The organism is Bradyrhizobium sp. C9 (assembly GCF_002532045.1).
Lineage (GTDB): Bacteria > Pseudomonadota > Alphaproteobacteria > Rhizobiales > Xanthobacteraceae > Bradyrhizobium.
In genome coordinates, this window is sequence record NZ_NWTG01000008.1 from 159075 (window position 1) to 171264 (window position 12190).

Sequence of the window (12190 nt, forward strand, 5' to 3'; positions counted from 1 at the left end):
ATCGGAACGAGGCCTCAGGCGGCGCTTGCGCCGCGGGCGGGCCGGACTATAAGGGGCCCGAAAATCCAATCAAGTCAGGGCGAAATGGCCGGTATTTCCGCACAACCATCGCAGCTCCGCGCGGTCAGGGTCTGGCTGCTCGCAGTCGCCGGCCTGATCGCGCTGATGGTGCTGGTCGGCGGCGCCACGCGGCTCACCGAGTCCGGCCTGTCGATAGTCGAATGGAAGCCGGTGGCCGGCGCGCTGCCGCCGCTGACCGAGGCGCAGTGGACGAAGGCCTTCGAGGGCTACAAGACCATCCCGCAATATCGCGAGCTCAACGCCGGGATGACGCTTGATCAATTCAAGACGATCTTCTGGTGGGAGTGGAGCCACCGGCTGCTCGGCCGGGTGATCGGCGCCGCCTATCTGCTGCCGTTCCTGTATTTCCTGTGGCGCGGCGCGGTGAGCGGCGAGCTCGGCCGGCGGCTGTGGGTGATCTTCGGTCTCGGTGCGCTGCAGGGCGGCGTCGGCTGGTGGATGGTGGCGTCCGGCCTCTCGGAGCGCGTCGAGGTGTCGCAATATCGGCTGGCGACGCATCTGGTGCTGGCGCTGTTGATCTTCGCGGCGATCGTCTGGACGCTGCGGCGCTTGACGGATCGCCCATCCGTGATCGCGCCGGTCAGGCTGAAGATCACGAGCGCGGTGCTGCTCGTGCTCACCTTCGTGCAGCTCTATTTCGGCGCGCTGGTCGCCGGCCTGCGTGCGGGCAGGGTTTACAACACCTGGCCCGAGATCGACGGCGGCATGATCCCGTCGGCTGACCGGCTGTGGTTCGAGACGCCATGGTGGCGCAATCTGTTCGACAACACGCTGACGGTGCAGTTCGAGCATCGCATGACCGCCTATTTGTTGTTCGCGCTGGCGATCGCGCATGCGATCGACGCCGTGCGCTCGCGCGCCGGAGCTGCCGTCATCGCGGGCGCGTGGTGGCTGGTGGCGGCGATCACGCTGCAGGCGACGCTCGGCATCCTGACGCTGCTGCATCAGGTGCCGATCGATCTGGCGCTGACACACCAGGCTGTCGCGATCGTCGTACTGACGCTCGCGGTGTTGCAGGCCGAGCGGTTTGCCGCGCGCCGAACGGAACAAGGCCAGCCGAACCTCGTTCCGGCGGGCCAGTCCCTTTGATCGATCAGGACAGGTAGTCGAGCCCGATATCGAGCGCGGCCGAACTGTGGGTGATCCAGCCGACCGAGATCAGGTCGACCCCGGTGGCGGCAATCGCCGCGGCCGTCGCAGCCGTGATGCGGCCGGAGGCTTCGGTGATCGCCTTGCCGCGCGCCATCTGAACCGCCTGGCCGAGCTGCTCGGTCGTCATGTTGTCGAGCAGAACAGCGTCGACGCCCAGCGCCAGCGCTTCCTCGAGCTGCGACAGCGTGTCAACCTCGACCTCGATCTTGACCATATGGCCGGCATTGGCCTTGGCGCGTTCGATCGCGGTGCGGATGCCGCCGGCGAGCGCGATATGGTTGTCCTTGATCAGCATCGCATCGTCGAGCCCGAAACGGTGATTGCCGCCGCCGCCGGCGCGCACCGCATATTTCTCCAGCGCCCGCAGTCCCGGCGTGGTCTTGCGGATGTCGACGATTTGTGCGCGCGTGCCCGCGACCGCTTTCACCAGCGTGGCGGTTGCGGTCGCGACGCCGCTGAGATGGCAGAGGAAGTTGAGCGCGGTGCGCTCCGCGGTGAGCAGGCTGCGGGCCGGACCGTCGATGATCGCGATCACTTGGTCGGGCTCGACCGCGCTGCCGTCGGGTCGCTCGGTGCGCAGCTCGATCGCTGGTGACACCATCTGGAATGCTGACCGCGCCACGTCGAGGCCTGCGATCACGCCGGGCTGCCGTGCCCGCATCACCAGCCGCGCCTGCTGGCCGGCCGGCACGATCGCGTCCGCGGTGATATCGCCGGCGCGGCCTAGATCCTCGCGCAGCGCGGTCTGCACGATCGGCTCATAGAGCAGGGGCAAGAGGGGATTGAGGGTCATGATAGGGCACTCCTGGCTGATAGCTTGGATTCAACGATGTCGCGCGCGGCGGCGAGCGCATCGGCGCGGGTGAGGGTGGACGGCGCTGCCGACACAGCGGTGTGCGGGAAGTCGGTACGGAAATGACCGCCGCGGCTTTCCTCGCGCCGGATTGCGGCGACGGCGATCATCAAGCCGACCAGCGCCGGGTCGGACGCTGCACCGTGGCTGCGCGCGAGCGGATAGAGGCTGCCGATTGTGCGTGCGATGCCGCCGCGGTCGCGGAGCACGCCGAGCCCCTGGGTGAGGATCGGACGCACGGCGGAAGGATCGGAGGCGGGCGGCATCGTGTCGTCGCTCAGCATCGCGCGCGGACCTGCGCTGATGCCTTCGATGCTCTCGGCAACCCAGCGCGCGCAGACGATCGCTTCCATCAGCGAGTTGCTGGCGAGCCGGTTGGCGCCGTGCAAGCCGGTGCGCGCGGCCTCGCCACAGGCCCACAGGCCTTGCACCGTGCTGAGGCCATGGCCGTCAACCGCGATGCCGCCCATGTGATAGTGGACCGCCGGCCGGATCGGGATCGGATCCGTGGCTGGATCGATGCCGGCCATCTTGCAGAACGCGCTGATCACGGGATAGCGCTGCGCGAAATCCGCGCCTGGATGCTGGCGCGCATCGAGGAAGGTGCGGTGCCCCGCGGCGCGGTGGCGCCAGACGGCGCGCGCGACGATGTCGCGCGGCGCGAGCTCGGCGCCGGGCTGATCGGCCATGAACCGCTGGCCGATCTCGTCGATCAGGACCGCGCCGTCGCCGCGGATCGCCTCGGTGAGCAGCGGCATCGGCCGTGACGGCCCGTCGAACGCGGTCGGATGAAACTGGACGAATTCGAGATCTGACAGTTTTGCGCCGGCATGCGCCGCGAGCGCGAGCCCATGGCCGAAGCATCCGCCCGGGTTGGTGCTGTCTGAGAACAGCCCGCCGATGCCGCCGGTCGCGATCACGACGCGGTTGGTTGCGATCGTCAGCGCGCCGCGGTCGCTGGCGGCAAGCACGCCCCTGACCGCATTGTCCTCGACCAGCAGCCGCCGCGCCTCGACGCCTTCCAGCAAGGTAATCGATGGCGTCCGGCGGACCGCTGCGATCAGCGCGCGCATGATCTCGCGGCCGGTTCCGTCGCCGGTGGCGTGCACGATGCGGTTGCGACCGTGCGCAGCTTCGAGCCCGAGCCGCCAGCTGCCGTCGGCGCGCCGGTCGAAGGCGACGCCGAGCTCGGCCAGATGCGCCACGGCATCAGGCGCGGCGTGGACGATCCGGGATGCTGCGGCCGCGTCGCAGAGGCCGGCACCGGCCGCGAGCGTGTCGGCGAGATGCAAGGCAGGGGTGTCATCCGCGCCGACCGGCGCAGCCAATCCACCTTGCGCCCACATGCTGGAGGCTTCGGCGCCGAGCGGCGACTTCGACAGCAGCACGACCGGCTCGGGCGCGAGCTGAAGGGCGGTCATCAGTCCCGCGGCGCCGCCGCCGATGATCACGGGGCGGCCGTTGAGATCGGAGATATCGGTACTCATATTGCCAGCATCCTTTCGACGCTCATGCGCGCGCGATCGGCAATCGCGGGATCGATCGTGACCTCGTGCCGGTTGGTCTCCAGCGCGTGACGGATGTTCTTCAGCGTGATCCGCTTCATGTGCGGACAGAGATTGCAGGGGCGGACGAAATCGACATCGGGATTGCGGGCCGCGATGTTGTCGCTCATCGAACATTCCGTCAGCAGCACCACACGCGGCGGACGTTTGGTCTCGACGAACGTCTGCATCGCAGCCGTCGATCCCGCAAAATCCGCTTCGGCGACCACCTCGGGCGGGCATTCCGGATGCGCCAGAACGGTGACATCAGGGTAATTTTCACGCAGCTGACGCACGTCATCGGCGGTGAACAGCTCGTGCACCTCGCAATGGCCCTTCCAGGCGATGATCTTCTTGCTCGTCTGCTTGGCGATGTTCTGCGCCAGATATTCATCGGGCAGCATGACGACGCGCTCGGCGTCGAGCGATTCCACGATCCTGAGCGCATTGCCTGAGGTGCAGCAGATGTCGGACTCAGCCTTCACCGCAGTCGACGTGTTGACATAGGCGACCACCGGCGCGTCCGGATAGCGCGCGCGCATCAGCCGCACGTCGGCTGCCGTGATGGAATCCGCCAACGAACAGCCGGCCTTCAGGTCGGGGATCAACACCGTCTTCGCCGGATTGAGCAGTTTCGCCGTCTCGGCCATGAAGTGCACACCCGCGAGCACGATGACATCGGCGTCGACCTTGGTCGCTTCACGCGCGAGCAGCAGGCTGTCGCCGACGATATCGGCGACGCCATGGAAGATCTCCGGCGTCTGGTAGTTGTGCGCCAGCACCACTGCATTGCGGCGCCGTTTCAGTTCGAGGATGGCGTCGACGTCCTCGGCGAACGTGGCCCATTCGAATGGTGGAATGACGCGCTTGACGCGCTCATAGAGCGGCGCGGTGCGGGTGAGCAGATCGGTATCGAGTGCAACCATTTATACTCTCCTTGAGCATAAGATGGCTTATACTTATCCTGAGCATAAGGCGTGTCAAGTGCGCGAAAGCGGGAGCTTGGTGCCGGCGACGGCCCGTTCGGCCAAGACGGCATGGCGGAAGCGGAACAGCTTGGCCGGCCGCCCGACGGTATCGGCGGCCATTGCGCCAGTCTCTTCAACGAGTTCCTGCTGTTCGATGAGTCGGCGGAAGTTCTGCTTGTGGACCAGCCGGCCTGCGAGCGCTTCAACACTGCGTTGCAGTTGCAGCAGGGTGAACTCCGCCGGCATCAATTCGAATACCACCGGACGGTATTTGATCTTGGCGCGCAGCCGCGCGATTCCGGTCGCGAGAATGCGGCGATGATCCGCCGTCATCGGCTTGCCCGGCACGATTGGCGCCTCGCGGTCATGCGCGCGTCCGGCTTCCGGGATCAGCGAGGCCTCCCAGAGCAGTTCGTAACGCTGCAACACCAGTTCTTCGTTCCAGTCGCGATCGTCGAGGCCGAAGGTGATCGCGCAGCGCTGCCAGCGCTCGCGCTGCAGCGTCGGTGACGGCGCGGCTTTCGCCCATGCTTTCAGTTTCGGCGCGATCGACCTTGCAATGAAAGCGGGCGCGCCGGCGCGATGGTCCTCCCAGGGGAAGTAGTCGTACCAGCCGGACCAATGCGCCTCGAATCCTTCGCCGACCTTGTCCTCGCGGGTCAGGCCGAGATAGCTGATCGAGACGCTGTGCGGCGATTTGGCGTCGCCGGACCGGCCGCGGTCGGCAAAGGTGTAGAGCTGCTCGACATAGCCGAGCGGATGGCCGGTCTGTGCCTCGACCCAGGCACGCAGCGCGGTCTGCAGCGAGCGGTGGGTGAACTCGAACGGGCCGCTCGGCAGCGCGGAGCCGCCGGCGATGGTCATGATATCAGGCGTGCCGTCGGTAACGGCGACCAGCACCGCGACGAGGTCAGCGGTGACAGCGTTGCCTGAAGCCGGTGCGCTGGATTTCTTGTGCGGCGATCTGGCCACGCGCGCGTCCCGAGCTAGCAGTAGCCGTAGACGCCGCAGGCGTAGGGCAGGCGGTCCCAATAATCGACATAGGCGCCACCGTAATAGGGACCGAGATAGCTGTAGGAGCGGGAATTGCCGTAATCGCCGGGCAGCGACGACGACCCCGGCAGCAGCGGCTCACCCCGCACGAACGGGATGTACGGCTCTGAATTGAGCGGGATGACCTTGGGCTCGACGACCACGAGCTGGCGTCCGCGCCGCACATAGGTCGGTGACGTGATGGTGGTGCGGTAGGCGTAATGCCGGCGCGGCAGGCCCGCCGGCAACTGGCGCGCGGCCTTGACGGTGGCGCTCTTCGGAGGAACTGGGCCGTCGGCGGCGTCAGCAGGCTGAAGCGCAAACAGCGCGATCGCGAGTGGCAATATCCAGCGCAGCATCAATGGTCTCCCGAATCATCCGGAGCCTATCACTGCCACTTTAAGCCGGATTGAATGTTAACGAGAGACCCGTCGCAATTAAGCGTTAACGCGAGGCCCGTCGTTCGGAGCAAAGTAGCCGGAGCGATGCGGCGCACCGCTCCGGAACAATGGCGGGATCAGGCTCGCAGGGCCTGGTCGAGGTCGGCGATCAGGTCTTCCTTGTCCTCGATGCCGATTGAGAGCCGTACCACCTCGGGCGCCGCGCCGGACTTCACCTTGGCGGCGTCGTCGAGCTGGCTGTGGGTGGTGGAGGCCGGGTGGATCACCAGCGAGCGGGTGTCGCCGACATTGGCGAGATGCGAGAACAGCTTCAGGTTCGACACCAGATTGACGCCTGCGTCATAGCCGCCCTTGAGGCTGAAGGTGAACACCGCGCCGGCGCCCTTCGGCGCATATTTGCGCTGCAGGGCGTTGTATTTGTCGCCGGGCAGGCCGGCATAGTTCACCGCAGACACGGCGGGGTGGGTGGAGAGGAATTCCGCCACCGCCTTGGCGTTGTCGCAGTGCTTCTGCATGCGCAGCGGCAGCGTCTCGATGCCGGTCAGAATCATGAAGGCGTTGAACGGCGACAGCGCGGGGCCGAGGTCGCGCAGGCCGAGCACGCGGCAGGCGATCGCGAAGGCGAAATTGCCGAAGGTCTCCTGGATCCGGATGCCGTGATATTCCGGGCGCGGCTCGCTCAGCATCGGATATTTGTTGTCCTTCGACCAGTCGAAGGTGCCGGCGTCGACGATGATGCCGCCGAGCGAGTTGCCGTGACCGCCGAGGAACTTGGTCAGGGAGTGCACGACGATGTCGGCGCCGTGGTCGATCGGCTTGATCAGATAGGGCGAGGCCAGCGTGTTGTCGACGATCAGCGGTACGCCGGCCTTGCGCGCAACGGCCGCGATCGCCTCGATATCGGTGATGCTGCCGGCGGGGTTGGCGATCGATTCGATGAAGATCGCCTTGGTGTGCGGCGTCACCGCCTGTTCGAAGCTTGCGACGTCGTCGGGGTCGGCCCAGGCCACGTTCCAGCCGAACGCCTTGAAGGCGTGGGTGAATTGGTTGATCGAGCCGCCATAGAGTTTCCGCGCGGCGATGATCTCGTCGCCGGGCCGGAGCAGTTGTTGCAACACCACGAGCTGCGCGGCGTGGCCGGAGGCAACTGCGAGCGCTGCCGTGCCGCCCTCGAGCGCTGCGACGCGCTCCTCGAGCACGGCGTTGGTCGGGTTGCCGATGCGGGTATAGATGTTGCCGAAGGCCTGCAGGCCGAACAGCGAAGCCGCGTGGTCGGCGTCGTTGAAGACGAATGACGTGGTCTGGTAGATCGGCGTCGCCCGTGCGCCGGTGGTGGGATCAGGCTGTGCGCCGGCGTGCACGGCGAGGGTGGAAAATCCCGGAAGGCGATCGGTCATTCTTTGTGTCCTGTTGTGGCCTGGTCGAAACGCGCGGCATGCTGATGGCGGCGGCGTCCGCCGTCAAGCGAGTTGGGCACGCCGCCGGTCTTGGGAGGGGCATCCCGGGCTATACCGGATGATCGGAGCGATTATTCCGCCGCGATGTCAGGTGGTCTCGGTCTTGTTTTTTGCCGCGCGGTCGGATGCCGCAGTCTGGCCGCCGCCAAAGCTCGTGCGGTTGAGCGACAGCCGCATGCCCTGGGTCGGGATCGGCGCGCGCTTGGAACTCAGTGTGCGCGAGTTGACGCCCATCCAGGATATCTCCGACGACAGCCGGCCGTACTCGATCTTCGGGCAGCGGTTCATCACCACCTTGAGGCCGGCGGCCTCCGCCTTCTCGGCCGCGGCATCGTCGCGCGCGCCGAGCTGCATCCAGATCACCTTCGGCAGCGGTGACAATTTCAACGCCTCCTCGACCACCGGCATGATGTGGCTCGAGTTGCGGAAGATGTCGATCATGTCGATCGGGCGATCAATATCCGCCAGCGATGCGACGAACGGCTTGCCCATCAGCGCCTTGCCGACATGGCCGGGGTTGACCGGGATCATGTCGTAGCCGCGCTGCGCCAGATATTTGAACGCGAAATAGCTCGGCCGCACGTTGACGGGCGAGGCGCCGACCATCGCGATCGTTTTGACGTTGTTCAGAATGCTGCGGATGTAGTTGTCGTCGTAGGCGTCGTGGTTCATCGTTCGTCTTTTTCAATTGCGTCATTGCGAGGAGCGTAGCGACGAAGCAATCCATGCTTCCTTGTGGTGCGACGGATTGCTTCGCTTCGCTCGCAATGACGGGGAGACTATTTGTCCTGCCACTTCGGGTCGCGCTTCTCGATGAAGGCGCCGATGCCTTCCTCGGCATCGCGCGCCATCATGTTCTCGGTCATCACCTCGGCCGCGAAGCGATAGGCCTCAGCGAGGCTCATCTCGGCCTGGCGATAGAACGCCTCCTTGCCGAGCTTGACGGTGTAGGCCGATTTCAGCGCGACCTTTTGCGCCAGCGCGATTGCGGCGTCGCGTTCGGTGCCTGCCGGCACCACGCGGTTGACGAGGCCGATGCTCTGCGCCGTTGCCGCGGAGACCGGTTCACCGGTCAGCAGCATCTCCATCGCTTGCTTGCGCGGCACGTTGCGCGACAGCGCCACCATCGGCGTCGAGCAGAACAGCCCGATGTCGACGCCCGGCGTCGCAAACGCCGCGGCCTCGGAGGCAACCGCGAGGTCGCAGCTCGCGACGAGCTGGCAGCCCGCCGCAGTCGCGATGCCCTGGACGGATGCCACCACCGGCTTCGGCAGATGCACGATCGCCTGCATCATCGCGCTGCAGGCGTTCATGATCTGTGCGAAATAGGCGCGGCCGCGGTCGGCGTCGGTGCGGCGCGCGGTGAGCTCCTTGAGGTCGTGGCCGGCGCAGAAGGCTCGGCCGTTGGCGGTGAGCACGACGGCACGGATGCTCTTGTCAGCGCCGATTTCATTCAGCGCAGCGTGCAGCTCGCCGATCAGACCCTCGGAGAGGCTGTTGCGTGCCGCGGGGCGATTGAGTGTCAGTAGCGCGATACTGCCCACGGTCTCGCGCAGCAGGATCGGCTGGTGTTGCGGCGCTCCGGCGCGGGCGGCTTGGGCGGACATGGCAAAAATTCCACTTTGGTCTCTATGACAACTTAATGTAACAGGCAGGCTGAAGCGAGGGCAGGGACCGCATGGCGATTGCGAAAATGAGCGTGGCTGATCTGGAGGAGTTCCTGCGCAAGGAATTTCCGCAGGCGTTCACCCACGACGACATCAGGATCGAAAGCGCCGACGGCGAGACGGCCCTGCTGCGCCAGCGCTTCAGCGAGCGCATGCTGCGGCCGGGCGGCACGGTGTCGGGGCCGACCCTGATGGGGCTGGCGGATTTTGCGATGTATGTGGTGCTGCTGTCGGCGATCGGGCCGATCGGCCTTGCCGTCACCACCAACCTCAACATCAACTTCCTGCGCAAGGGCCAGCCGGGGCAGGACGTGCTTGCCGTCGCCAAGCTGCTCAAGCTCGGCAAGCGGCTTGCGGTCGGCGAGGTGAACCTGCTGTCCGGCACCTCACCCGATCCGATCGCCCATGTCACGGCGACCTATTCCATTCCAAATCAATAGGCTTTCTCACGGTATTATTGCACCATATTTATAAGCTATTGTTTTTGCTGGTTTAATTTGCGCGTTTCGACGTTGACGTGCGCCCGCGGCTTCTCTAGAAACCCACGCAGTTCGGCGCATTCGGCGCCGATTTCCTTTTCACGGATTTCACACATGAGCACGTTCTCGGCCAAGCCCGCCGAAGTGACGAAGAAGTGGGTCGTGATCGACGCCAAGGGTCTGGTCGTCGGTCGTCTCGCCACGCTCGTCGCGATGCGCCTGCGCGGCAAACACCTGCCCACCTACACCCCGCATGTCGATTGCGGCGACAATGTCATCATCGTCAACGCCGCGCATGTGGTGCTGACCGGTCGCAAGCGCGACCAGAAGGTCTACTACAAGCACACCGGTTTCATCGGTGGCATCAAGGAGCGCACCGCGAAGCAGATCCTCGAGGGTCGCTTCCCCGAGCGCGTCGTCGAGAAGGCGATCGAGCGCATGATCCCGCGCGGTCCGCTCGGCCGCATGCAGATGGGCAATCTGCGCGTCTATCCGGGTGCCGAGCATCCGCATGAGGCCCAGAGCCCCGAGAAGGTCGATATCGCTTCCCTGAATCGCAAGAACACGAGGGCCGCATAATGTCCGATACTTTGCAGTCCCTCGACCAGCTCTCGCAGGTCAAGCCGGCGGCTCCCGACGCGCCGAAGTATGTCAAGAAGATCGACAAGTTCAACCGCGCTTACGCCACCGGCAAGCGCAAGGACGCGGTCGCCCGTGTCTGGATCAAGCCGGGCGCCGGCAAGATCTCGGTCAACACCCGCGACATCGAAGTCTACTTCGCCCGCCCGGTGCTGCGCATGATGATCCAGCAGCCGCTGGTCGCTGCCGCCCGTAACGGCCAGTACGACGTGATCTGCACCGTCGCCGGCGGCGGTCTCTCCGGCCAGGCCGGTGCGGTCCGCCACGGTATCTCGAAGGCGTTGACCAACTTCGAGCCCGAGCTGCGCAGCGTCCTCAAGAAGGGCGGCTTCCTGACCCGCGATAGCCGCACGGTCGAGCGCAAGAAGTACGGCAAGGCCAAGGCCCGCAAGTCCTTCCAGTTCTCGAAGCGCTAGTTCGAGTTCTCAAATTCGCGGCAATTGCCGCGTGCATCGAGTTGCAGAGGGCGCCGCGAGGCGCCCTTTTTGCTGCGCCCCACCGCGCATGCTTCGACGCGAATTAGCGCAGTTTTTCATGAAAACTTGCGTGTGCGTGCAAACGAAATTGGAACTCGGGCCTTCTAGCTTGCGATCTCGCACTGGCGCTGCATCACCGTATTAATTGCGCCTGCGAACGTTGCATCACCGGGCTGGGGTGACTTATGTCGTTCGATCCATCGACGCTTTATCTGTTCGCCACCATGGTCGCGGGCATGCTCGGCGCCATGCTCTGGTTGTTCGGCAGGCAAGAGAACATTGCCGCGCTGAAGTGGTGGGGCACCGCCTATCTGCTGGGCGCGGCCTCCGTCGCGCTGTGGACGGTCGGCAGCTCGACGCTCGACCCGATGGTCCTGCTGGGCCTCAATGCGATCGGCTTCGCCGCCTGCGGCATGGTTTGGAACGCTGCGCGCATTTTCCACGGCCGCAAGGCCAACCTGCCGGGTCTCGTGCTCGGCCCGATCGTGTGGATCGGTGCCGTGACGTCAATCGCCGATCCGGCGTTGCGCCTGACCATCGGCGCCGGGATCGTCGCGATCTATGCCGCGATGACCGCCTCCGAACTCTGGAGCGAGCGCCGCCGCGCGATGCAACGTCGATGGATTGCGATCGCGATCCCGGTGGCACATGGCTGTGTCCTGATGCTGCCGATCCTGGTCGGCGACCTGCTGCGGCTGAACGGCCAGAACTTCGTCAGCAGCTTCTGGGTCACGCTGTTCTCGATCGAGCTCGTGCTGTACGCGATCGGCACGGTGTTCGTGATTTTCATGATGGTGTCGGACCGCGCGGTGGCCGTGCACAAGACCGCTGCGTCGATCGATCCCTTGAGCGGCATGCTCAACCGCCGCGGATTTACCGAAGCCTGCGCGCGGGTGATCGAGCGGGAGGCCACGGCCGGCCGGCCGGTCACCGTGATGATCTTCGACCTCGATCACTTCAAGTCGATCAACGACCGGTTCGGCCATCCCGCGGGCGACGAGATCCTGAAACTGTTCTCCGCCGTGGTGGTCAACAGCCTCAGGATCAGCGATCTGTCGGGCCGGATCGGCGGCGAGGAGTTCGCAGCACTGTTGCCGTGCTCGCTGGAGGAGGGCGTCCTGGTCGCCGAGCGCGTGCGCGAGGCGTTCGAGAACAGCAACATCACCTGCGAGGAAGGTGCGGTCGACACCACAGTCAGCATCGGCGTGGCCGGTGGACCCGCCGGGACCGAGCTCGAGGTGCTGCTGGCCTCGGCCGACACGGCGCTCTACCAGGCCAAGCGTGGCGGCCGCAATCGCGTCGAGGCCGCAGAGGAATTGCCGCTGTCGCTGGAGAACTGGCGGCGCAAGACCGCGGGGTTGCCGGCATCGGCGCGGCAAAAGCCGGCGCCCGCCCGCGCGTGAGTGCGTGGTAACGACTGGTTAACCATTCGATCCCATGC

Annotated in this window: 13 protein-coding genes; 5 read left to right on the top strand and 8 right to left on the bottom strand. The window is 65.6% G+C overall.

Translation table 11 applies throughout. The features are described from left to right. Positions 1-84 precede the first annotated feature (84 nt). A complete protein-coding gene (locus CO675_RS19365; RefSeq protein WP_097673489.1) occupies positions 85-1170 on the top strand; it encodes a COX15/CtaA family protein in 1086 nt (361 codons plus the stop codon). A 4-nt stretch (positions 1171-1174) separates the two neighbouring features. Here the strand turns inward: CO675_RS19365 and nadC are convergent, their stop codons facing one another. The 8 genes from nadC to CO675_RS19405 all read right to left on the bottom strand — a co-directional run bounded on the left by nadC (position 1175) and on the right by CO675_RS19405 (position 9095). Continuing rightward, on the bottom strand, positions 1175-2026 hold the full coding sequence (nadC, locus tag CO675_RS19370; RefSeq protein WP_097673490.1) for a carboxylating nicotinate-nucleotide diphosphorylase: 852 nt from the start codon (positions 2024-2026) through the stop codon (positions 1175-1177). Continuing rightward, positions 2023-3573, bottom strand: a complete 1551-nt coding sequence (locus tag CO675_RS19375) for an L-aspartate oxidase (RefSeq protein ID WP_097673491.1) — start codon at positions 3571-3573, stop codon at positions 2023-2025. The genes nadC and CO675_RS19375 overlap by 4 nt, the downstream gene beginning before the upstream one ends. Beyond that, entirely contained in the window at positions 3570-4556 is a 987-nt protein-coding gene (gene nadA / locus CO675_RS19380; RefSeq protein ID WP_097673492.1) for a quinolinate synthase NadA, read from the bottom strand. Before nadA ends, CO675_RS19375 begins: the two co-directional genes overlap by 4 nt. 54 nt (positions 4557-4610) lie before the next feature. Next, a complete protein-coding gene (locus CO675_RS19385) occupies positions 4611-5570 on the bottom strand; it encodes an NUDIX hydrolase (RefSeq protein ID WP_097673493.1) in 960 nt (319 codons plus the stop codon). A gap of 14 nt (positions 5571-5584) precedes the next feature. Further along, a complete protein-coding gene (locus tag CO675_RS19390) occupies positions 5585-5989 on the bottom strand; it encodes a hypothetical protein (protein WP_097673494.1) in 405 nt (134 codons plus the stop codon). A gap of 158 nt (positions 5990-6147) precedes the next feature. Next, positions 6148-7428 (bottom strand): O-acetylhomoserine aminocarboxypropyltransferase, encoded by a 1281-nt coding sequence (locus tag CO675_RS19395; RefSeq protein WP_097673495.1) that lies wholly within the window; start codon positions 7426-7428, stop codon positions 6148-6150. Positions 7429-7575: 147 nt separating this feature from the next. Continuing rightward, on the bottom strand, positions 7576-8160 hold the full coding sequence (locus tag CO675_RS19400) for a CoA-binding protein (protein WP_097673496.1): 585 nt from the start codon (positions 8158-8160) through the stop codon (positions 7576-7578). 107 nt (positions 8161-8267) lie between these two features. Beyond that, the gene (locus CO675_RS19405) at positions 8268-9095 is read right to left on the bottom strand and encodes an enoyl-CoA hydratase (protein WP_097673497.1); all 828 of its coding nucleotides are present in this window, start codon (positions 9093-9095) and stop codon (positions 8268-8270) included. A 71-nt stretch (positions 9096-9166) separates the two neighbouring features. Between CO675_RS19405 and CO675_RS19410 the strand changes: the two genes are divergently transcribed. The 4 genes from CO675_RS19410 to CO675_RS19425 all read left to right on the top strand — a co-directional run bounded on the left by CO675_RS19410 (position 9167) and on the right by CO675_RS19425 (position 12152). Then, the gene (locus tag CO675_RS19410) at positions 9167-9595 is read left to right on the top strand and encodes a PaaI family thioesterase (protein WP_097673498.1); all 429 of its coding nucleotides are present in this window, start codon (positions 9167-9169) and stop codon (positions 9593-9595) included. Positions 9596-9748: 153 nt separating this feature from the next. Continuing rightward, entirely contained in the window at positions 9749-10213 is a 465-nt protein-coding gene (gene rplM, locus CO675_RS19415) for a 50S ribosomal protein L13 (RefSeq protein ID WP_050405657.1), read from the top strand. Further along, complete coding sequence (gene rpsI, locus CO675_RS19420; protein WP_097673499.1) at positions 10213-10689, top strand: 30S ribosomal protein S9; 477 nt, start codon at positions 10213-10215, stop codon at positions 10687-10689. Before rplM ends, rpsI begins: the two co-directional genes overlap by 1 nt. A gap of 245 nt (positions 10690-10934) precedes the next feature. Then, a complete protein-coding gene (locus tag CO675_RS19425) occupies positions 10935-12152 on the top strand; it encodes a GGDEF domain-containing protein (protein ID WP_097673500.1) in 1218 nt (405 codons plus the stop codon). The last annotated feature ends 38 nt before the right edge of the window (positions 12153-12190 follow it).